Consider the following 21,967-nt stretch of genomic DNA (forward strand, 5'->3'; position numbering starts at 1 on the left):
CGTCAGGATAAGGTATTCCTATAAACGAGGTATAAAAATGGATGAAAAACGTATTTGGCCAAGGCCGCAGATCATACCGCTGCCCCGGCGGACAATGGATATCGAAACACCGGTGCGCAGCCTGAATGATGCAGCCTGGAAAATATGCAGAAACCCCGGCGGGGAATTCTGGAGGGAGGAAGCGGAGGACGATCTTTGGGAAGATACCGTCATTCCCATGCAGCAGCGTGCCAGTGATAAAGAATATGCCTATTCCTGTGAATGGGAAATCCCGGACGGATGGGCGGGAAAACGGATTTTTCTGCGTTTTGACGGCGTGAACTGCCAAACCCGTGTCTTTGTGGATGGAAATCCGGCGGGAGAGCATTACGGAGGATTTGTGAGCTGGGATTGTGAAATCACACAATTTACCGGTTCCGGCGGCAGGCACCGGCTTGTGCTGGGCGTGACGGATGATCCCGGCGGAATCTGTCCGTTCCATTTCGGCGGGATCATACGTGATGTTTCCCTGGCGGTCCTTCCCCGGACATATCTGGGACGTCTGCACGGGGATGTCTCCTTTGATGAGGCATTCGTAAATGCAAATCTGACGGTTTATGCCACGCTGCAGGGAGGAAGCGGCCTGCTTTCCCTGTCCTTATGTGCGCCCGGGGGAAAAGAATTCCTGCTGGGGGAGGAGGAACTGGAGGAGGGACAGGATTTCTCTGCGGTTTATGAGATAAAGGCCCCTGTGAAATGGGACAGTGAACATCCGAATCTGTATACACTGACCGCCAGGGTGATGCAGGAAGGAAACTGTACGGAAATCACCTCCCGCCGCATTGGCTTCCGGCAGATAAAGAGGGAAGGCAGCCAGGTCTGGCTGAATGGGGATCTGCTGAAGCTGCGGGGGATTAACCGGCATGATATCCACCCGGTTACCGGCCGGGCTGTGACCCATGAGCTGGTGGAAAAGGATGTGCGTCTGTTCAAGGAAGCCAACATTAATTTTATCCGCACCAGCCACTATCCGCCGCGGCCTGATTTCCTGGATCTCTGCGATGAATATGGTATTTATGTGGAAGATGAAACAGCGGTTGCCTTTTTAGGACAGGAAATTGACTGCAGGGAAAATGATCCGGAGTTCACCCCCAAATTCATGAATCAGTTTGCCGAGTTACTGGAACGGGACCGGTCCCACCCCAGTGTCATCCTCTGGTCGCTGGCAAATGAGAGCTTCTGGGGCAGGAATCTCGCTATGGAGAACGCCTATGCCCATCAGGAGGATCCCGGCCGTCTGACTATTTTCAGCTATCCCATCACCCAACGGGAGGAGGATGACCGTGCGGATGTCTGGAGTATGCACTATGCGGCCTGGGAACAGGATCCCGCCGCCCTGGTGGACAGTTTTGACAGAAGCTGTCATGAGCCGGTGCCCTGGCCGGTGCTGCATGATGAATCCACGCATATCCCCTGCTATGACCGTGCGGATCAGAGAAGGGATCCCGGGGTACGGGATTTCTGGGGAGAGACGATCCGCCGGTTCTGGGATAAATTGTGGTACGCACCGGGTGTGCTTGGCTGTGCCATCTGGGCCGGTGTGGACGAGGTCTGGCAGGGAAGCGGACAGGGGCACCGGGGAGCGCCGTGGGGCATCCTTGACGGATGGAGACGGAAAAAACCGGAGTTCTGGCATGTGCGTAAAGCCTATTCTCCGATCCGCCTGGAAGGAGATGCCAAACCCTGCGGGGATGTTCTCTGTCTTTCCATAGAAAACCGGTTTAACCATACCAATCTGCAGGAGGTGGACGTCACCTGGCGCTGCGGAGGGAAAGGCGGCAGCATGAAAGGGCCGGATCTGGATCCGGGGGAGAAAGGCAGCCTGCTTATTCCGGTCCCATACAAAAAAGGCGATACGCTTACCCTGGCGTTTACCGATCCTTTCGGCAATAGGGTGGAGGATGCCTGCCGCCCTCTGGGAATACCGGTCCCCGGGCTGCCCGCATGCTGTGCTGGGGCGCCGTCTTTGCGGGAAGGGGAAAACGGCCTGATCCTGGAAGGGGATGGGTTCCGGTTACATTTTTCAACGGAAACAGGACTGATTACCGCCGGTTATGCGGAAAAGGAACTGGTATTGACCGGCGGGCCGTATCTGCATCTGACGGGGCTGGCCCTTGCCCCCTGGGAACCGGAGTCCTTCCGCTGGGAAACACGGCAGGACTGTGCGGCGGTTGCTATTGCCGGCAGTTACGGAAAGGTCCGGGTGCGGTTTGATCTGCGTATTGACAGAGCCGGCTACATGGAAACCCTGTATGAGGTATCGGATATGCCGTATGCCAGCCCGCGCAGGCTGGCTATGCGGGTGGGGGATGATACGGATTCCGGCGGCTATGAGGAAGTGGGAATCCGCTTTCTGGTGCCGGGAGAAATGGATACCCTTTCCTGGAACCGGAAGGGACTGTGGGATACTTACCCGGACTGGCATATCGGCCGGCTGCAGGGCAGTGCAGTAAAACATAATCCCCGGGCATGTACCGTCCCGGACGCCGCTCCCGGAGGGGACTGGCAGCTGGAGGAACGGGATCCGGTCCTTTTTGGGCCCTGTGACACGGGACGGAGGGGAACCCGGGATTTTTCAGCAATGAAATCCCATATATACCGGGCTTCCATGGGTTACGGGAAAAGCGGGCAGGCTTTCACCGTCCTTTCGGACGGAACGGATTCCGTCCGCGCCCGGCTGACCCATCAGGCGGATTATGTCATAAAGAGAGAGGATCCCCGTGTGACGTTTTGCGGCAGCTGGCAGCTGCAAAGGACCGGATATCCCAGTATGGACGGGGCAGAGCTTTGGTCCGGCCGGAAGGGAGATACCTGTACCTGCCGTTTTTCGGGTACGGGCTGCGCCTGGATCGCCAGTTACGATATTCTGGGAGGCATGGCGGAGGTTATGGTGGACGGCAGACGGATGGAGGATTCCCTTTCCCTGGGTGTCAGGCTGCTGACGCCCGGAATGGCCCGTGGCTATGAATGGGATCCCGGCCGGCTGGTATATGCGGCGGAAGGGCTTCCTGACGGAGAGCATACCCTGACCATTACGGTAAAAGGCGAAAGGGCGCCGGGATCCATGGGTGCTTATGTTTTTGTGGATCACTTCCTTGTTTTCGGAGAAGGGGATTACGGGGATACGCAGCTGATCATTGACAGTGAATTCAATTATCCCGAGCTTTCCTGGGGCTGCTATACCAAACCTCCCGTCCGGGTTTCCTCAGGCTATTCCCGCAGGGTTTATACGAAGCTGGGAAGGGAAGAGGAAAGCTGATCCGGGCAGGCCAGCATGGCTCTAAGGAAAACAGGAGATATAAAGACACCGTTTTTAGAGAGGATATCCGCTCCAAAAACGGTGTCTTTATTAGGCTTAACGGTAAATTCATGGTCCTTGTGCTCTATGAAAAGAAATGCATGAAAAAAGAATACAGATAAAAAATACAAATTTTCTTTAAAACTTACCAGTTTTTTTCCATAAGGAAAGGTATAGTAATCAAAACGGGAAACTAATTGGAGGGAAAACGAATGAACAGAAAAGAAATCGTAGTAAAGACACTTCGCCATGAGCCGGTGGATCAGGTGCCCTGGGTCCCTTTTGCCGGCGTGCACGCGGGCCTCTTAAAAAATTATACGGCAAAAGAAGTGCTGCAGGACGGGGATAAACTGTTCCAGTCACTGATAGAAGTAAACCGGCTGTATAAGCCCTTCGGGCAGCCTGTGGTTTTTGACCTTCAGATAGAGGCGGAATGCCTGGGATGCGGCCTCGTATGGGCGGAGGACACGCCGCCTTCCGTGGTAAGCCATCCGCTGGAGGACGAGGATGAAATCCATGTTCCCTGCAAATGCACCATTCCCACAAAGGATTCCGGACGTATCCCCATGGTTCTGGATGTTATGCGGCGGATGAAGGAGGCGGTGGGGGAAAATACGGCGCTGTACGGCCTCGTCTGCGGTCCGTTTACGCTGGCGGCCCATCTGCGGGGAAACAATATTTTTATGGATATGTATGATGACGAGGATACGGTGGCGGAATTCCTCGGCTATTGCAGCGCGGTGGCGGCAAGGATGGCCGAGTATTACGTGGAAGCGGGAATGGATGTAATCGCCGTGGTGGATCCGCTGATATCCCAGATTTCCGAGGATCATTTCGAACAGTTTATGCATGAGCCTTTTACCGGCTTGTTTGACCATATCAGGGAGCTGGGCGCTTTTTCTTCCTTCTTTGTATGCGGGGATGCCACCAGGAACATAGAAGCCATGTGCCGCACGGCGCCGGATTCCATCTCCATCGATGAAAATGTGGATATTTTCGCGGCCAAGGCAATAACCGACAGATACAATATCACCCTGGGAGGGAACATACCCCTTACCACCGTCATGCTTCACGGAACCCAGCAGGATAATATGAAATTCGTACTGGATCTGCTGGACAAAATGGAAGCAGAGCCTTCCATGGAAGTGTCCAGGAATTTCATCCTGGCGCCCGGCTGTGATATGCCCTACCATGTGCCGGTGGAAAACGTGATAGGTATTGCCCAGGCGGTGCTGGAGCCTGAAAAGGTGCGGGAAATGCTCTCCAATTATGTGGCACAGGAGGATGATACGGAGGTTATCCTTCCTGATTACGAACATTTGGAAAGACCGCTGATGGAAGTGTTTACCCTGGATTCCGCAACCTGCGCCGCCTGTACCTATATGATGGGAGCGGCCCGGGAGGCGAAAAAGGCCTTTGGCGACAGTCTGGACATGGTGGAATATAAATTTACGGAAAAAGAGAGCATTGCCCGCTGCCGGAAGATGGGCGTGACGAATCTTCCCTCCCTTTATATTAACGGGGAATTAAAATTTTGTTCCCTTGTCCCCTCCAGGCAGGAACTGGAGCAGGCGGTGAAAGAGGTTATGCCCAAATGACGGAGGTTTATCTGATTACCGGGTTCCTCGGCGCAGGCAAGACCTGCTTCGTAAAAAACATGGTAAAAGAGCTGCCCTTTGAAACGATAGATATTATTGTAAATGAATTCGGCCGGGAAGGCATCGACGGGACGCTGCTTCAGAAAACAGGACTGCAGGTAAAGGAGATCGTCAATGGATCCATCTTCTGTACCTGCCGTCTGGATCAGTTCGAGGAGGCGCTTGCCTCCTCGCTGTCCAGGAACCCGGAGGCCGTCCTGGTGGAGGCCTCCGGCCTGTCGGATCCCATGAACATCAAACGGGTGCTGGACGGTGTGGACGATACCGGGGAGCTGCATTATGCAGGGGCCTGGTGCCTGGTGGACGCGGTGAATTTCCCAAAAGTATACCATACGGCGGTAGCGGTGAAAAAGCAGCTGGCGGTGAGTGATGTTTTCATCGTGAATAAGACGGATCTGGCATCCGGCACCTCTCTCCAGAATACGCTGGATATCCTGCAGGAGGCCAGGCCGGGCTGCCGTATCCATACCACGGTATTCGGACGGGTGGAGGCGCCGTGGCTTCTTCCCGTGGAGGTGCCGGAAGCGCAGGCCGGAGGCCGGGGAATCTATCAGATGGATATTACCAATAAAAGCTATCTGCTGGAAATAAAAGACGGCTTCGGCAAACAGGAATTTGAAGATTTTCTGGATCGTTTCCTGAAGGATACCTATCGGGTAAAGGGGTTTGTAAGGCTGGAAGGAAAGCTGTATCTTGCGGACTGCACGTCCGGAAGCCGGCAGCTGTATGCCTGGAACCCCCTTCCCGGAGAAACGCAGCCCGCTTCGGTAAACCGGCTTGTCATTCTGGGGGGAAGCGGCCTGCCAACGGCGGGAAGCGTGAAAAAGGCCTGCCGGGATGCGGCGGACAAAATTGAGTCGTTTCATTAATGGAGAACCATAAAAAATAAGATTGTAAAAGCGGTATCGCAGGCGGGCCTGCGATACGCAGGAGGTATCAATGGATATTACATCAATACTTGCAAAAGCGGAAGCCGGAGCGCTTCTGAATAAGGAGGAAGCGGTGGCGCTGCTGCATACGGAGAATACGTCGTCTTCCTTTTACCAGCTGCTCGCTGCGGCTAACGGGCGCTCCCGCAGAGTGTTCGGTAACAGAGGGTACGTCTTTGCCCAGATCGGCTTGAACGCATATCCCTGCAGCGGGAACTGCAGCTTCTGTTCCCTGGCGGAAACGCATTTTGTGGTGGGGGAGAACTATGAAAAATCCTGCGATGAGGTGGTGGCCCAGGTACGGGAGATGGAAACGGGCAGCATTGACGCGCTGTTTCTCATGACGACTGCGGATTATCCCCAGGAACGTTTCCTGGAAATCGGGAGGGCGGTCCGTCAGGTACTGGACCGCAGGGTGCATCTGGTGGCAAATATCGGGGATTTTGACGGAACGAGGGCGCAGCAGCTGAAGGAGGCCGGCTTTGATGGGGCCTATCACATTGTCCGTCTCAGGGAGGGTACGGATACCCGGATACCGCGGGAAACAAGAATTGCCACGCTGGATGCCATACAGAAGGCGGGGCTGGAGCTTTATTATTGCGTGGAGCCTATCGGACCGGAGCATACCTATGAGGAGCTGGCGGATGAAATGCTCCGGGCGAGAGATTATAAGGTGAATATGATGGCGGTTATGGGCCGGGTAGGGGTCCCCGGGACCCGGTTTGCCGACAGCGGTGAAATTACGGACCTGGAACTTACCAAAATTGCGGCGGTTGCCGGTCTGGTAGCGGCTCCGGGCAAAAGCATGAACGTACATGAGCCTAAGAAAATGGCCCTTCTCGCAGGGGTGAACCAGCTCTATGCGGAGGTGGGGATCAATCCCCGGGATACCAGTGAAAAGACGGAGGACAACAGGGGGATGGGCATCCGGGAAACAGTGAAGCTTTTGGAGGAAGCGGAATACCGGGTGGAAAGAAGAGCCTGAGAAGCTATAACAGCCGTTGCCTTTTCTGATCCTGTTTGCTATACTGAATCTATTATGATTACGATAAAATATAATATGATCAGGGAGGAAGATAGACATGGGCAATGGAAACGGGCAGCACAGCCATGATTATCAGATCCTTTTTAACAGCATTCCCGGGGGAGCCTGCCTGTGCAGCCGGGAGAATGGCTGTACCATGACGGAAATAAGCGGGAGCTTCCTGGAACTGACCGGATTCAGCCGGAAGGAGCTGGAAGAAAAATTCGGAAACCGTCTTGCGGAAATGATAAATCCCGCAGACCGCGGGAAAATGACGGATACGCTCCTTTCCCTGGACGAAAGGAGCGAGAACAAATCATACAGCTTCCGTCTTCTCTGCAAAGACGGGAGCTATAAATGGGTGGCTGACAGTATGCGGCTTCTCCGGGAGGAGAGCGGTTCCTGTCAGGTTTTTTGTGTGCTGCAGGATATCACGGAATCCGGCAATGCCAGAGAGGAACTGCGTCTGTCGCTGGAACGCCACCGGATCATTATGGATCAGACGACAGATATTATTTTTGAATGGAATATCCCTGCGGACACACTGGTATTTTCTTCAAACTGGAAAAAGAAATTCGGATATGAAGCCGTGTATCACGGAAACGGAAGCGAAGAAGAATTTCCGCACGTCCATGCGGAGGACAGAGCTGTTTTGTTGAAGCTTATCGACAATATGAAGAAGGGCGCCGCTTATTCCACAGAGGAAGTGCGCATCCGGAATTCGGACGGGAACTATATCTGGTGCAGGGTGAGGTCAACCGATCAATATGACGCTTCCGGCAGACCTTTGAAAGTGGTCGGGGTTATTACCGATATCGATAAGGAAAAACAGATGATCGACACACTCCGCCGCCGTGCGGAAAGGGATGCTTTAACCGGGCTGTATAACAGGGAAGAAACGGAACAGCAGATCCGCAGGTACCTGAAAGAGGAGCCGGAGGAGCTTTGTGCCCTGTTCATGATCGATACGGATAATTTCAAACAGGTCAACGACTGTTACGGGCATCTGTTCGGGGATGCGGTGCTTTCGGAACTGGCGGCGGGCATGAAGAAGCTGGCCCGGCAGGACGATGTGGTGGGAAGAATAGGCGGAGATGAGTTCACGGTCTTTTTAAAGAATATCCCGTCCCGGAAAACAGGAGAGGAGAAAGCGGATGAGCTGCTTTCTATTTTCCGGAATCTGTTCCTGGAGGAAAAACAGGCGATTACGGTTCGATGCAGTGTGGGAGTGGCATTCTATCCGGAGGATGGGACAGATTTCCCTTCCCTGTACCGTAGTGCGGATCTTGCCTTGTACCAGGCAAAAACCAGGGGAAAGGATCAGTACAGGCTGTATCAATCCCACGGCGGGGATTCCGCTGCGCGGCCCGGCTATTCCTCCCTGGGAGCTGCCATTGATTCGGATCAGCGTTTTTCAGGGATCCCGGGGGATCTGGTGAATTATGTATTCCAGATTCTGTACGATACCAGCGATCTGGAACGGTCTATCCAGCTGGTGCTGGAAATCGTGGGAAAACGTTTTGACGTGAGCCGGGCGTATATTTTTGAAAACAGCGAAGACGGAAAATACGCGGATAATACCTATGAGTGGTGCAATGAAGGGATCCTTCCCCAGAAGGAGGAGCTGCAGCATATTCCGTATGAGGGGCTGGACGGTTATAAGGATCTGTTCCGGGACGGGTCCGTATTTTACTGCCGGGATATCCGTTCCCTGAAGCCGGCTCAGGTGGCGCTGTTTGAAAAGCAGGGAATCCGTTCCACCCTGCAGTGTGCTGTTCGGGAGGGAGAAACCTTCCGCGGTTTTGTGGGATTCGACGAATGTACTGGCGTGAGACTGTGGACCAAGGAGGAGGTGGGGATGCTGTCCCTGATTTCCCAGGTGCTGACCACCTTCCTGCAGAAAAAAAGGAGCATAGACCGTGACAGGCAGACCGCCATCCGGCTTAATACGATCTTGGATGTACAGGATGCCTATATCTATGTGATCGATGAAACCAGCTATGAGCTTTTGTATCTGAACCACAAAACCCGGGATTTGGACCCTGCGGCCAGAAAAGGCATGACCTGCCATCAGGCTTTTTTCTGCAATAGCAGGCCCTGTGAAAACTGCCCTCTTACGGGAGGTGACGGAGAGATCTATAATCCCCGGTATAACGTGTGGACCAGAGTCCGGGCCGCTTCCATGAAGTGGGGAGAGCATAATGCCAGCCTTCTGACCTGCTTTGATATTACGGAATACAAACACATGCAGGATACCGATCAGCCCAGATAACTGAGGAAGGCAAGGGAGGATGTGAAATGAAGGATATTTTAGTAATCAGGGAGCTGGCAGCGGAATATGCACAGGCTGCATACAGTGATAAAAACAAGGAGAAAATCCGGCTGCACAAAGCGGTGAATGATCTGCATATGATCCGTCCCATAGTGTTGATTGATGAAATACCCTGGGGAGAAATGGAAACCGGGGATGAGCTTACCCTGCGCTGTGCGGATGAGGATCTGCGTAAACTGGAGAGACGGCTGCGCAGGATCCTTTTTCAGTGGAGGCATATGCCGGCGGATATGGTGCTGCCGGATTACATTGGCGTGGAAAAGGTAATCCATTCCACCGGAATCGGTGTGGAGGTGGAAGAGGAGTTAATTGAAGGGGAACAGATCAGTTCCCACAAATACCATAATGTGTTTCGGGAAAAAGGGCCGGATATGCTCCATGATCCCGTCATTACCTACGACAGGCAGGAAACAGGCAGACAATGGGAAAAGGTGGGGGAAGCGGTGGGGGATATCCTGCCCGTGAAGCTGGTGGGCGAAGCGACCGGCTATGGCCTGGGATGCAAAACCTGGGATACCATTGCGACCCTTATGGGGGCGGATGATCTGCTGTTCGGCCTGCTGGACGAGCCGGAATTCATGCATGGGCTGGCCCGCAGGCTGACGGATATTTTCCTGAATACGGTAAAGCAGTATGAGCGGCTGAACCTGATTGACATGGATGCCATGTACTGCCACTGTGCCTCGGCACTGACCTCCGGCATGCAGAAGAAAGCGGGGGATTTGGCCCATAATAATCTGAAAAAAGTATGGGGGCGGGGGCTTGCCCAGATATTTGCCGCGGTTTCCCCGCAGATGCATGAAGAATTCGATATCCGGTACATGAAGGAAGCCATGGAACCTTTCGGCTATGTCTACTATGGCTGCTGTGAACCGTTGGATCAGAAAATCGATATCCTGGAACAGATTCCCAATCTGCGGAAAATATCCATCACGCCCTGGGCAGATGTGGATGTGGCGGCGGAACGTATCGGATCCAGGTACGTATTGTCCGGCAAACCAAATCCCTCCCGGCTGTCTTTGGGAAGGCCGGACACGGAAGAGGTACGGCGGGAACTGTCACATATCCTTGCCGCATGCCGGAGGAACCGCTGCAGCGTCGAACTGGTGCTGAAGGATATCAGTACGGTGAATGGGAATCCGCAATGCCTGTTCGAATGGGAGAAAACAGCTATGGAGCTGGTGGCCCAATAGGATTTAATATGTATGCAGCCTTCCGCACATACATCAGAACATAAGTTTGACATTGCTTCCCTTTGCTGTTATACTTATTACATCGGCAGTCTCTGGTGAACGGGTGCTGACCGTACAAAATATGGAAGCCTGACAAAAGTCACTTTTTTGATAAAAGTGGCTTTTTATTTTTCCCGAAAGGGAGAAGAAAGAGTAAGGGGTATCGAAATGGGAGATAACATCCCGAAAAAAGGATAATAAATGAAACCGGATTTGTTTTAGAAAGGATGTGTATGGATGGCAAAGGAAAGAGTTTTGATCGGCAGCCCGGTGCGGGAGAGAGCCTGTGTCCTGAGGGCGTTTTTGATTTCCCTGAAAAGTGTGGAGCATGAGGGATTTGATATAGATTATATTTTCATTGATGACAATGACAGTGAAGTTTCAGGGAAGCTTCTGGCAGACTTTAAAAGGGATGGCTCCTCGGTTACGGTTCTGCCGTCTGTGAAGGGAATTGCGGCGGAGGATTCGGCTTTACGGAAAGAAACACAGCTTGTACGCGTTGCCGGATACCGGAACCGGATTATCCGGTATGCCATGCAGAATGACTATGATGCCGTATTTCTTGTTGATTCCGATTTGATTGTGCATCCCGAACTGGTGGAATATTTAAGGGCGGCTAAAAAAGGGGTCATTTCAGAACTGTTTTGGGCGAAAAGCAATGCCGGGCATTCCTCCGGGCCAAATGCATGGCTTATGGAAGAGAGGGCGCCGAATTCGGATAAAAGAAACGCAGCTTTGTATAAAAAAGAAGCGGACCGCAGGAAACGCCAGTTTGCAGATCGTCTGAAGGTATCCGGAGTGTATGAGGCCGGAGGGCTGGGCAGCTGCACCTATATAGACAGGGCGTCCATGGAAGGAGGAATCCGTTTCGTTCCGGCCAGGGATCCGGCGCAGCAGGAGGAAGCCCTGTTTTTCTGTATCCGGTCCGGAAGTATGGATATTCCCCTTTTTGTGGATACGACATATCCGGCGTATCATATTCATGGAGAAAAGGATTTGGAGGGCGCTCTGGATTATATCCGGTCCAGCAGAGGAAATACGCTGCAGTTTCCTGTGAAACGGAAGCAGATCGGCAGGGGGGTGAACGGGAAAGCCAAATTACCGCCGCCGGGACGCAAAGCGTCGGATCGAAAAGATGGAAATCGGGAATAAAAAGCGTTATAATAGGGAAAGAGTGAATTTGGCAGGCCACAGTCAAAAAGCGGTCTGCCGGATTTGATCATAACTGGCGAAAAAAGAAAGGGAAGGGCTATGATACGTACTTTTGACACCCACAAGATCAGAAAGACGACGGAGTTATCCTCTGCCTTATGGAATTTCCATACGTTGGGGGAAGAGGGAGAGGGCAGGGACTGCCTGGTTCCGGTTCCCGGCTGCTGGGAAACGTATCCGGACACGGTTTCATACCGGGGAAAGGCTGTTTATTCCAGGGAGTTTGAAGCAAAAGGCAATATCCGGCTGGAATTTAAAGGAGTGAGCCATACGGCATCGGTGCTGGTGGACGGGGAGCAGGCGGCTTCCCATTATAATGCCTATACGCCTTTCGACGCGGTAATAAAAGGGATCAGGCCGGGGACCCACCGGCTGGAAGTGATTGCGGATAACTCCTTCGGGCCGGATTCCGCCCTCCATGTACCGAATGATTACCAGTCTTATGGGGGCATCTCCCGCGGTGTGGTTTTGGAGGAACTGGAGGAGGCTTATATCTGCTGGATCCATGTGACCCCGTTCCTGAGAAAGGACGGCTGGTACGGCAAAGCGGAAATCTGTGTGAGGAACCTTTCCGGGGAAGGATTTGAAGGGTCCCTTGCGGTAGAAATCGGCGGATATCCGTTTGCCGTGCTTCCGGCAGTTCTTGCGGGAGAAGAAACAAGATGTTTTACTACAGAGGAAGTGCCCTGCCCCTGGGCGGAATGCTGGTCGCCGGAAGCCCCGGTGCTGTATTCGGTTTCCGCGGTGCTCAGTACGAAACAGCGGGCTATTGATGATCTCATTGACCGGACAGGGTTCCGGGAGATCAGGACAGAGGGAAAGGATATTCTGCTCAACGGCCGCAGGCTGCGGATAAAAGGCTTCTGCCGACATGAGGATCATCCCCAGTTCGGCTGTGCCCTTCCTTTTACCGCCATGCAGTATGATCTGATGCTGGCTAAGGATATGGGGGCGAACTCCATCCGCACCGTGCATTACCCTAACGACGAGCTGTTTCTGGATCTGTGTGACGAGCAGGGGATCCTTGTATGGGAAGAAAACCATGCCAGGGGGCTTTCTGAAGAAAACATGCGCAACCCTCATTTTGAACAGCAGTGTGAGGATTGCATCCGGGAGATGATCACCGCACATTATAACCATCCTTCCATTTATATCTGGGGGATATTAAATGAGTGTGCAAGCGATACGGAATATGGCCGGGACTGCTATGCTTCCCAATATGCGCTGATAGCCGCCCTGGATCCCTTCCGTCCCCGTTCCTCCTCCAGCTGCCGTTTCAAGACAGATATCTGCCTGGGATTCCCGGAGGTAGTGTCCTATAATATTTATCCCAAATGGTATCATGATACATCTGTGGCGGATTATCTGGAAGATCTTTACCAGTGGGTACAGAGCGGATCGGAGGGCGCGGGAAAGCCGTTTTTGATCACGGAAATCGGAGCGGGGGCCATCTATGGCTACCGTACCCCTGCCTGTGTGAAATGGTCGGAGGAATACCAGGTCCGGGCGTTGAAGGAACAGCTTCAGGCAGTTCTTACCCGGGAAGGATGCAGCGGCCTTTACATCTGGCAGTTCTGTGACGTGCGCGTATGCGACAGCTGGTTCGGTTCGCGTCCCAGGACGATGAACAACAAAGGGATTGTGGATGAATACAGAAGGCCAAAGCTGGCCTATGAAACCGTAAAGGAAAGCTACCGCAGTTTCGGAAACTATTTTCAGGAGAAATAAGGAAATGGAGCAGACATTGGATATCACAAAACTGTGGGACAGGCTTGCCTCCTGTCCCGGTGTGGAGGCCATAGCGCTGGGAGGCTCCAGGGCTGCCGGAAATGCAGATGAGAAATCGGACTATGACGTCTATGTGTATGTATGCGGGGAGCTTACGGCCGGGGAAAGGGAACCCATATTGGCAGCCTACTGCGACCGTATGGAAATCGATAACCGCTATTGGGAAAGGGAAGATAACTGCCGTCTGAAAAATGGGGTAGATCTGGATATTATCTACCGCAGCCTCCCCGATTTTGAAAGGGGACTGCGATGGGTGGTAAAAGAAGGGAATGCATCCAATGGATATACCACCTGTATGTGGCATAATCTCAATACCTGCCGGATCCTGTATGACCGGGACGGGAGGCTGGCGGCCTTACAACAGGAATATGCAGTCCCCTATCCCAAAATCCTGAAGCATAACATTATCGAACGGAATCTGAAGCTGCTGGGCGGAGTCCTCCCTTCATATGATATGCAGATAAAGAAAGCGCGGCAGCGCGGGGATTTTGTGAGTGTTAACCATCGTACCGCCGCTTTCCTGGAGAGCTATTTTGACGTTATTTTTGCCCTGAACGAAAAGACCCACCCGGGAGAGAAAAAGCTGGTTTCCCTTTGCCTGTCCCAGTGCCGCCTTCTTCCCGCCCATTTTGAGGAAAATCTGGATGGACTGTTTGCCCATCTGTTTGACGGGCAGGGGCAACGCTATATCGGGGATATGATCCGGGAGCTTAGGGAAATCTGTATACATTCTCCGACAATCTGATAATTTATTTAGCCGGCATGTGCTGTCTGCGATGACCCGGAATTGCCTGATAGGACAGTTTGATAACTAAAAGGAGTCCTTTTCTTGCGAACTATAGGTTGAATCTGATAGAGGCTAATGAGATGTAGCCTCAGAACTTCAGGACAGACAGGGGGAACGCAGAGGAGAAAAAAGGGGTGATAAACAATTTGCTGCATTAACTGAAAAACTGCTGACCGCTTCCCGGACAGAAGATTTATTGAGAGCGGCGAAAGACAGAGAATACAGGAAAAAACTCTATAGGGAATACGGACTGCTGTAGCATGGCGGTAAACGGGTTCTGTTGGATCATACAGTGCCATCGTAGTTACGTTATATCGGAAAAATGAGGAATGCGGAGGATAATATCGTGGAAAAGGTACATTTTGTGTTGTTGGATAATTCGTTACGTGCAGAAGATTTTATACGATTAAAGGTAGCGGCAGGATTCATGGACAGACCTCTCAAACAGGCGGAAAAAGCGTTGGAAAATGGATTATTCAATGTTTCCGCATATAGTGAGGGAAAAGTGGTTGGAATGGGCCGCCTTGTGGGCGATGGGGCAATGTATTGGTATTTGCAGGAAATTATTGTCCTTCCGGAATACCAGGGAATGGGAATCGGAAAAAGTATTGTAAACAGGCTAATAGAATATATTAAAAGCACTGCGCTGCCGGGCACTGCAATAGAAGTGGGCTTAACCGCAGTAAAAGGGAAAGAGCAATTCTATGAAAAATTTGGTTTTTCCTGCGGTTCCTCCGGAATGAAAAAATGGATGGAAATAGATGCATAAGGCGGCATAAAAAAGAATACCCGCCACTACTCCTGCCCGGTCCTGCGCTGCCGGTATTCTCTGGGAGATATTTGTTCGTACTTCCGGAAAAAGCGTGACAGATAATAAGCGTCGCAAAAATCCAGCTCTTCTGCAATCTGGCAGAGGGGCTGTTTTGTGGTCAGCATCCGTTTTTTAATTTCCTGGAGAAGAAGCTGTTCCATATAATCCTTTAACCCGATACCGGTATCCTGACGGAAGCTGCGGGACAGGATATGGCGGGGGATCCCGAGAGCCTGCGCTACCTGGGAAACGCGCAGCCCGGCGCTCAGGCGGGCGGTAATATAGTTCAGAACCGCATGCTGCCGGTAAAAGCCGGCATAGTTATTTCCATAGCCTTTTTCTCCGACCGCCTGTGCAAGGAACCCGGCTATCAGTTCCATAAACAGGGATTTCAGCCGCAGAAGACAGGAGAGGGAGCCGTTTTGTGCAAAGGTAATCAGATCCTCCGGACAGCCGTCCGGACAGGGAGCATCCAGATAGTCCCTTAGCACGTTGAAAATATCCACTCCCGGAAAAAGCTCCAGCTCAAAATGGATATAAAATTTCTGGATCTGAGAGGTGCAGACATAATTATACCTGGTGCCTGCCGGGATCAGATACATCCTTTTGGGCAGCAGGGGACAGCGGAGACCGTCCCGCTCAATATAGGCATTTCCGCTTTGGATAAAATACAGCCGGTTGAAGGAGGATATCACATCATTAAAGCGCCAGCTTTTATCGCCATGGAATATCCCGTTTTCGACGATACGCATATCCAGCCGGTTCAGGTCGGTGTTCAGCAGGGAAAAGGATTGGTTGCTCATTTCAAAAGTCCATCTTTCTGTTCCATAAAACAATGTACATTTCCATAGCAGCTATTATAATAGATTCTAGGTTGAAAATCCAGTGTATAAAGCGGTATGAGGAGGAAAAAGTGATGTCATATAAAGAAGGAATGGAAGCTATCTGTCTGGAAATGCCGGAAAAGGTACCCCGGACGGAATATTCCGCGGATTTCCACTGGGATCTGGTACGCCGGGTCACAGGCATGGAGGTGGATTCCAAAAGTCCATTCGAGGTGCAGTGCCGTGCGGCCAGTGCATTCCGCAGGGCATGGGATTATGGGTTTGTTTGGAATATACGCGTGGGGGCGGATGCCCTGGAACGGTGCAGGACACGTATGGGACATGCGGAATATGCTGCGGATGGAACGGATTACAGCAGCCGGGTGGAATGTCCCTTTGAGGATCCGGAAGAGGCATTTACGTTTTCACCGGAGGAAGTATACGGCAGTCTGGAGGAAGCAAAGCTGGTTGCCATGTATAATGAGGATTACCGCAGTAAAATGGAGATGACGCCGGATGCCGTCAATACGACGGGGGTGTATATCACCATGGTTTCCGGCCTTCTGGAAATCTTCGGCTGGGATATCCTGCTGATGGCCATGGGGATTGATGCAAAGGCTTTCGGGGAAACCGCAAACCGGTATGGAAAATGGATACAGCAGTATTTCAATGCGCTTGCCCTGTGTGATGCGCCGGTGGTAAAGGTGCACGACGATATTACCTGGACATCGGGTGCCTTTGCACGACCTGACTGGTACCGGGAGTATATTTTTCCTAATTATAAACGGCTTTTTGCGCCTCTGCGGGAAGCCGGGAAGAAGATTATTTTCACTTCCGACGGGAATTATACGGAGTTTATTGATGATATTGCCGCCTGCGGGGTAAACGGTTTTGTGATGGAACCTACTACGGATATGAAGTATGTTGCGGAGAAATATGGAAAAACCCATTCCTTTATCGGGAATGCGGACACCAGGATTCTCCTGAGCGGCAGCAGGGAGGATATCTACAATGAGGTGAAGCGTTGTATGGATATCGGAAAGTCCTGTCCCGGCTTTTTCATGGCGGTGGGAAACCATATTCCGCCCAATACACCGGTGGAAAACTGCCTGTATTATAACGAAATCTTTGAGAAACTCAGAAAGCGTTAATCCCGTCCTGTGAAGCGTGCCTGCAGGGCAGGGACAGCCGTCCCATTCTCTGTTGAACGGCCGCCGGATAGCATAAGTCCGCTTCAGGTAAAACAGGTGACAGTGACGGCGGAGGGATGTATAATGATACATAACGGCAGCTGTTTTGGAGAGGAGAGGGACGATGGCTTTTTTCAGTGTTATTCTGCTTAATTTTATTTTTTGGATTCTGCCGGGGATTTTTGTCATAGGAGCGGCGGCTTTTCTCGTAAGCATTATTTTCGCAGTTTTGTATCTGAAAAGCAGAAAGCGCCCGGATCGATTCCGCAGCGGAGGGAACGTTTCCTGCAAGCAGGTGCGGATTTATCGGCGGAAAATGGCATGGGAAAGAATTCGGAAGCGTATTTACAATCCCTGCTGGATCAAAGCACGGTGCCGAAAGAACAGGCCGACAAAATACTTGCGCTTTTACGCCATTAAAGAAAAGAAAGGATAAAGGAAAGATATGAATAAGAATGTTTTGATTGCAGGGGCTTCAAGGGGGCTGGGGTTATGCCTCACGAGAAAATATCTGGAGGAGGAATGTACGGTTTTCGCCGGTGTCAGGGAGGAAGCGGCTCCAGGGCTTCAGGAGCTGAAGGCAAGGTACGGTGACCTGCTGATACCCCTGCGGATGGATGTATCCGATACCCGGTCGGTAATAAACGCTGCCGCCGCGGCATCAGATTGTACGGATCATCTGGATATTATTATAAACAATGCGGGAATCCATTCAGATACTTCTTTTCTGGAACTGGAGGATACCGATCTGGATGACTGCCTGCCGGTTTATAATGTAAATGCGGTGGGGCCTCTCCGGGTGGTGAAGGCGTTTCTTCCCCTTCTGCTGAAGGGCAATTCCGGCCTGGCAGCCAATATTTCCTCCGAAAGCGGAAGTATCGGTACGGCAGGAAGGATTAAGGAATTTGATTACTGTATGTCCAAAGCGGCCCTGAATATGGGAACCAAGCTGCTTCACAACTATCTGAAGGATAAGGGCATAAGGGTCATCGCCGTCCACCCCGGCTGGATGCGTACGGATATGGGGGGACAGGCGGCGACCCAGGATCCTTACGAAACCGCTTGCCGTTTGACGGAATTGCTGGAGGATGTGAGGGAAGGACGTAACGACGCTGTCTTTATGGATCATAACGGCATCCAATTTCCCTGGTAAAATACGAAAATAAAAGCAGGCCGATCACAATTCCGGCGCAGCGGGAGAAGGAGAGCCTTCTTCCGCTGTGCCGGAATTTTTCTATTTCAGACCGTCGCTGAAGTTTTTTAAATCCTGCCTGACTTCATCCGTCAGCTGGTTGTAATCGATATTATCAACTGCACCCTGAAGGGTATACAGATGAACCAGGCAGACATTCGGAAAACGCAGCTTCATTCGCAGGAAAGCCTCCTTGCTCCCTGTCTGTATCAGTTCCTCCGCGGAACAGATGCCGACGGTTTTCAGCTTTTTTTCTATTTCTTTTCCTATGTTACGCATGGATGCCAGTTCTGTCATAATTTCCAAACCTCTCTGTTTTTTGCTATACCGGATTGTAATAACGCCAAGCAGCAGGATGCTGTTTGGCTGATGAATTGAATTCGTAACTGTTCAGTACCCTCACAGTTACTTGAATTCTATATATCCGACGATATTTTAGTATGATATCTCCTTAAATTATGATAATATCATAATATATGGCGACAAGTAAGTCAAGACAGGAGACAAGGCGATTAGGAACAGTGTTATCGTATTATTTACAGGAATGGAGGTACAGGCTGATGACCTATATATATCATTATCATTCACCCTTGGGCGGTATCACGCTTTCAAGCAATGGGACAGAGCTTACGGGCTTATGGTTTGACGGACAGAAATACTTTGGCGATACACTTCCGGAGAAACATGAGGAAAAGAATCTGCCCATATTTGAGGAGGCGGCCCGCTGGCTTGCCATTTATTTCAGCGGTAAGGACCCCGGTTTTACACCGCCGCTGTGTATGAATACAACCCCATTCCGTAAGGCAGTTTGGGAAATAATGCTGACAATTCCTTATGGGGAAACAATGACCTACGGGGAAATTGCAGACAGGCTTGCAAAGCAAAAAGGGCTGCCTAAAATGTCCGCACAGGCTGTGGGCGGCGCAGTAGGGCACAATTCCATTTCGCTGATGATTCCCTGCCACCGTGTGGTGGGGGCGAACGGAAGCCTCACAGGCTATGCGGGGGGCATAAATAAAAAGGTGCAGCTGCTTACCCTGGAGAAAGTGGATATGTCCCGGTTTTTTGTACCGGGGAAAGGAACGGCGTTATGATTGGTTCGGCAAATGTGGTGGTAATACGGAAGAGGAAATAGAAGCCCGCTGTCTGTATTCCCTGGGCGTACATTTAAAATGTCTGGCAAACAGCTCCGAAAAATAGCTCAGGTGGTTAAATCCGCAGTCAACGGCAATCTGCGTAATCGTCTTATCCGTGTTTTTGAGAAGATAGGAGCTCACCTCCAGGCGATAGGTGTTCACAAAATCAACCGGCGACTGCCGGAGATAATGCCTGAATATGCGGCAGCATTTGCTGCGGCATACCCCGCCGGAAGCGGCGATATCCTCCAGGGTTATCTTTTCGGAAAAATGCTGGTAAATATAGGATACCATATCTTTCTGCAGACGGATATCGGAGGCTTTGGGGTCTTCCTCCTCCGGCAGACAGCCCTGGGCAGGAAGAAAGACATTCCGCCACAGCAGATGCAGCAGTCCCGCAATTTCCAGTTCATAGCCGGCCTCCCCTTTGTCCTTAAGTGCGCAGATTTGATCCAAATAGGACAGGATAAGGGAAGCCTCTTTTTGGGAGGAATCCAGATACAGATATTCCAGCCGTCTGTTTTCCAATACCGGCTGCACATATTTGCGGTACAGCGGCTTGTTTGCGGATAATAAGGAAGGGTGGAACAGGACGCAGATAAACGTACAGTTTCGCTGGCTGACGGAATAGCCGTAATGCAGCTGTCTGGCATTCACCATAATTCCGTCCTTTTCTTTCAGCAGCACATTCCGCCCGTTTATATAATAATTCATTTCTCCCTTCAGTATCCGTATGAATTCTATATCCTCATGCCAGTGGCACAGGGCCTTTTTGCCGGGATAAAAGGATAACTCCCCGACTCGGATATAAAGGGGGATTCCTGTCGCGTCGTAATGAACGATTTCTGAAGTGTCCTGCATAATATCAACATCAATTTTTTCCATGGCACCCTCTTACGTACTGCTGGTACTCCATCTTGTCAGTAGCGTTTCCAGCTGGATGGAGGACTGGTTTACCGAATAAAAATACGATTGTTATACTAAAAAGCTATTATATTGCTATTATTTCAAAAAATCAAATACTATACTGAAAAAGATGGCGGCGGGGCTGCTGTCCGTTACTGATCACGGAGTGAACGGTAACTGCTTTCCGAAACCGTTCAGACAGGTCTGTACGGTAACACACTACAACTGCCGGGAGAAGATATGAAAAAAGAAAACAAGGTATTTTATAAGAAACTTCTTATTCTTGTAGTGCCTATCGCACTGCAGAATCTGATGTCTGCTATGGTAAGTGCGTCGGATGCGATCATGCTCAGCCTGCTGGATCAGGATTCCCTTTCAGCGGTTTCCCTGGCGACCCAGGTACAGTTTGTGCTGAGTCTTTTCTGGGCGGCGCTTACGATTGGGGGCACCATTCTGGCGGCACAGTATTGGGGGAAGAAGGATATCCAGTCGGTAGAGCGGATACTGGCAATTGTGCTGAAGTTATCCGTTTTGCTGTCCGCTCTGTTTTTTGTGGGAGCAATCGGTTTCCCGCGGCTGCTGATGCGGATATTTACAAATGACGATACGCTGGTTACACTTGGAACCATATATCTGAAGGCGGTAAGCTGGTCCTATTTATTTGCCGGTGTTTCCCAGATGTATCTGTGCATTATGAAAAACAGCGGCAGGACGGGGAAAAGTACGGTTTTTGGTTCCATATCCATGGTAACAAATATCCTGTTGAATGCGGTCTTTATTTTCGGGCTTCTGGGTGCTCCGAAAATGGGAATCCGGGGTGCGGCTGTTGCTACGGTCATCGCAAGAGGACTGGAGCTGCTTCTTGTCTGCGCGGAAAGCGCAAAGAAGGACGTTGTGCGCATACGGTGGAAATATCTGAAGGACTCCAATTGCGTATTGCAAAAAGATTTTTGGCACTATACCTCGCCGGTTCTGGCAAATGAATTGGTGTGGGGATGCGGATTTACCATGTTTTCTGTTATTATGGGCCATTTGGGAAGCGATGCGGTAGCAGCCAATTCCATTGCCAATATTGTGAAAAACCTGGTGGCCTGTCTCTGCCTGGGCATCGGATCCGGAAGCGGTATCCTTGTGGGAAATGAACTGGGGGCCGGCGCGCTGGAGAGGGCAAAGGAATACGGGGGAAGGCTGTGCAGGCTGGCGGTACTCGCCGGAGCAGCGTCCGGCGCGCTGCTGCTCCTTTGCAGTCCCCTGATTTTGATGGCCTCCGGAAACCTGAGCCCGCAGGCCCAGGGATATCTGAAAGGTATGCTTATCATGTGCTCTTACTATATGATAGGAAAATCCGTCAATTCCACTGCGATAGCCGGAATCTTCTGTGCGGGCGGGGATACCAGATTTGGTTTCCTGTGCGATCTGATCACGATGTGGGTTATCATAGTCCCGCTCGGCATGGTTGCGGCGTTTGTGCTGAAGCTGCCTGTTCTGGCAGTATATTTTCTGCTGAATCTGGATGAGTTTGTAAAGCTGCCTGGGGTATACCTGCATTACAAAAAATACGGTTGGGTCAGGAACCTGACCAGGGATGAGATATAAAATAGGAACCTTA

17 protein-coding genes are annotated in these 21,967 nt (G+C 51.4%); 14 read left to right on the top strand and 3 right to left on the bottom strand.

What is annotated here, in order from left to right:
* Positions 1-37 precede the first annotated feature (37 nt).
* From DXA36_RS10255 to DXA36_RS10305, 10 genes are all read left to right on the top strand, one after another.
* Positions 38-3,298 (top strand): glycoside hydrolase family 2 protein, encoded by a 3,261-nt coding sequence (locus tag DXA36_RS10255; RefSeq protein WP_118678778.1) that lies wholly within the window; start codon positions 38-40, stop codon positions 3,296-3,298.
* 251 nt (positions 3,299-3,549) lie between these two features.
* Positions 3,550-4,935: a uroporphyrinogen decarboxylase family protein gene (locus DXA36_RS10265; protein ID WP_118678782.1), complete on the top strand. Its 1,386-nt coding sequence runs from the start codon at positions 3,550-3,552 to the stop codon at positions 4,933-4,935.
* Entirely contained in the window at positions 4,932-5,864 is a 933-nt protein-coding gene (locus DXA36_RS10270) for a CobW family GTP-binding protein (protein WP_118678784.1), read from the top strand. The genes DXA36_RS10265 and DXA36_RS10270 overlap by 4 nt, the downstream gene beginning before the upstream one ends.
* Before the next feature lie 70 nt (positions 5,865-5,934).
* On the top strand, positions 5,935-6,909 hold the full coding sequence (locus DXA36_RS10275; protein ID WP_118678786.1) for a radical SAM protein: 975 nt from the start codon (positions 5,935-5,937) through the stop codon (positions 6,907-6,909).
* Positions 6,910-7,006: 97 nt separating this feature from the next.
* Complete coding sequence (locus tag DXA36_RS10280; RefSeq protein ID WP_118678788.1) at positions 7,007-9,220, top strand: sensor domain-containing diguanylate cyclase; 2,214 nt, start codon at positions 7,007-7,009, stop codon at positions 9,218-9,220.
* A 26-nt stretch (positions 9,221-9,246) separates the two neighbouring features.
* Positions 9,247-10,473, top strand: coding sequence for a hypothetical protein (locus DXA36_RS10285; protein ID WP_118678790.1), 1,227 nt, complete (start codon positions 9,247-9,249; stop codon positions 10,471-10,473).
* A 276-nt stretch (positions 10,474-10,749) separates the two neighbouring features.
* A complete protein-coding gene (locus DXA36_RS10290; RefSeq protein WP_118678792.1) occupies positions 10,750-11,664 on the top strand; it encodes a glycosyltransferase family A protein in 915 nt (304 codons plus the stop codon).
* Between the two features lie 99 nt (positions 11,665-11,763).
* Positions 11,764-13,452: a glycoside hydrolase family 2 protein gene (locus DXA36_RS10295; RefSeq protein ID WP_118678794.1), complete on the top strand. Its 1,689-nt coding sequence runs from the start codon at positions 11,764-11,766 to the stop codon at positions 13,450-13,452.
* A gap of 4 nt (positions 13,453-13,456) precedes the next feature.
* Complete coding sequence (locus DXA36_RS10300) at positions 13,457-14,257, top strand: nucleotidyltransferase domain-containing protein (RefSeq protein WP_118678796.1); 801 nt, start codon at positions 13,457-13,459, stop codon at positions 14,255-14,257.
* Positions 14,258-14,645: 388 nt separating this feature from the next.
* A complete protein-coding gene (locus DXA36_RS10305) occupies positions 14,646-15,068 on the top strand; it encodes a GNAT family N-acetyltransferase (protein WP_182479004.1) in 423 nt (140 codons plus the stop codon).
* A 26-nt stretch (positions 15,069-15,094) separates the two neighbouring features.
* On the opposite strand, the gene DXA36_RS10310 is transcribed toward DXA36_RS10305, so the two are convergent.
* Positions 15,095-15,913, bottom strand: a complete 819-nt coding sequence (locus DXA36_RS10310) for an AraC family transcriptional regulator (protein WP_118678800.1) — start codon at positions 15,911-15,913, stop codon at positions 15,095-15,097.
* Positions 15,914-16,026: 113 nt separating this feature from the next.
* On the opposite strand from DXA36_RS10310, the gene DXA36_RS10315 reads away from it, so the two are divergent.
* Both DXA36_RS10315 and DXA36_RS10325 read left to right on the top strand, forming a co-directional pair.
* Positions 16,027-17,085: a uroporphyrinogen decarboxylase family protein gene (locus DXA36_RS10315; protein ID WP_118678802.1), complete on the top strand. Its 1,059-nt coding sequence runs from the start codon at positions 16,027-16,029 to the stop codon at positions 17,083-17,085.
* 484 nt (positions 17,086-17,569) lie between these two features.
* Positions 17,570-18,277: an SDR family oxidoreductase gene (locus DXA36_RS10325; protein WP_118678806.1), complete on the top strand. Its 708-nt coding sequence runs from the start codon at positions 17,570-17,572 to the stop codon at positions 18,275-18,277.
* An 81-nt stretch (positions 18,278-18,358) separates the two neighbouring features.
* Here DXA36_RS10325 and DXA36_RS10330 read toward each other — a convergent pair whose 3' ends face one another.
* On the bottom strand, positions 18,359-18,613 hold the full coding sequence (locus DXA36_RS10330) for a TfoX/Sxy family DNA transformation protein (protein ID WP_118678808.1): 255 nt from the start codon (positions 18,611-18,613) through the stop codon (positions 18,359-18,361).
* A 263-nt stretch (positions 18,614-18,876) separates the two neighbouring features.
* Between DXA36_RS10330 and DXA36_RS10335 the strand changes: the two genes are divergently transcribed.
* Complete coding sequence (locus DXA36_RS10335) at positions 18,877-19,410, top strand: methylated-DNA--[protein]-cysteine S-methyltransferase (protein ID WP_118678810.1); 534 nt, start codon at positions 18,877-18,879, stop codon at positions 19,408-19,410.
* On the opposite strand, the gene DXA36_RS10340 is transcribed toward DXA36_RS10335, so the two are convergent.
* Complete coding sequence (locus DXA36_RS10340; protein WP_118678812.1) at positions 19,405-20,337, bottom strand: AraC family transcriptional regulator; 933 nt, start codon at positions 20,335-20,337, stop codon at positions 19,405-19,407. The two genes, DXA36_RS10335 and DXA36_RS10340, sit on opposite strands and share 6 nt — an antisense overlap.
* A 261-nt stretch (positions 20,338-20,598) precedes the next feature.
* Here DXA36_RS10340 and DXA36_RS10345 point away from each other — a divergent pair, with 261 nt between their 5' ends.
* Positions 20,599-21,954, top strand: coding sequence for an MATE family efflux transporter (locus DXA36_RS10345; protein WP_118678814.1), 1,356 nt, complete (start codon positions 20,599-20,601; stop codon positions 21,952-21,954).
* Positions 21,955-21,967 lie beyond the last annotated feature (13 nt).

This window comes from Eisenbergiella sp. OF01-20, assembly GCF_003478085.1.
GTDB lineage: Bacteria > Bacillota > Clostridia > Lachnospirales > Lachnospiraceae > Eisenbergiella.

Coding starts and splice junctions, on each gene's coding strand:
- DXA36_RS10255 (WP_118678778.1), top strand. CDS start 38: ATGGATGAAAAACGTATTTGGCCAAGGCCGCAGATCATACCGCTGCCC.
- DXA36_RS10265 (WP_118678782.1), top strand. CDS start 3,550: ATGAACAGAAAAGAAATCGTAGTAAAGACACTTCGCCATGAGCCGGTG.
- DXA36_RS10270 (WP_118678784.1), top strand. CDS start 4,932: ATGACGGAGGTTTATCTGATTACCGGGTTCCTCGGCGCAGGCAAGACC.
- DXA36_RS10275 (WP_118678786.1), top strand. CDS start 5,935: ATGGATATTACATCAATACTTGCAAAAGCGGAAGCCGGAGCGCTTCTG.
- DXA36_RS10280 (WP_118678788.1), top strand. CDS start 7,007: ATGGGCAATGGAAACGGGCAGCACAGCCATGATTATCAGATCCTTTTT.
- DXA36_RS10285 (WP_118678790.1), top strand. CDS start 9,247: ATGAAGGATATTTTAGTAATCAGGGAGCTGGCAGCGGAATATGCACAG.
- DXA36_RS10290 (WP_118678792.1), top strand. CDS start 10,750: ATGGCAAAGGAAAGAGTTTTGATCGGCAGCCCGGTGCGGGAGAGAGCC.
- DXA36_RS10295 (WP_118678794.1), top strand. CDS start 11,764: ATGATACGTACTTTTGACACCCACAAGATCAGAAAGACGACGGAGTTA.
- DXA36_RS10300 (WP_118678796.1), top strand. CDS start 13,457: ATGGAGCAGACATTGGATATCACAAAACTGTGGGACAGGCTTGCCTCC.
- DXA36_RS10310 (WP_118678800.1), bottom strand. CDS start 15,913: ATGAGCAACCAATCCTTTTCCCTGCTGAACACCGACCTGAACCGGCTG.
- DXA36_RS10315 (WP_118678802.1), top strand. CDS start 16,027: ATGTCATATAAAGAAGGAATGGAAGCTATCTGTCTGGAAATGCCGGAA.
- DXA36_RS10325 (WP_118678806.1), top strand. CDS start 17,570: ATGAATAAGAATGTTTTGATTGCAGGGGCTTCAAGGGGGCTGGGGTTA.
- DXA36_RS10330 (WP_118678808.1), bottom strand. CDS start 18,613: ATGACAGAACTGGCATCCATGCGTAACATAGGAAAAGAAATAGAAAAA.
- DXA36_RS10335 (WP_118678810.1), top strand. CDS start 18,877: ATGACCTATATATATCATTATCATTCACCCTTGGGCGGTATCACGCTT.
- DXA36_RS10340 (WP_118678812.1), bottom strand. CDS start 20,337: ATGGAAAAAATTGATGTTGATATTATGCAGGACACTTCAGAAATCGTT.
- DXA36_RS10345 (WP_118678814.1), top strand. CDS start 20,599: ATGAAAAAAGAAAACAAGGTATTTTATAAGAAACTTCTTATTCTTGTA.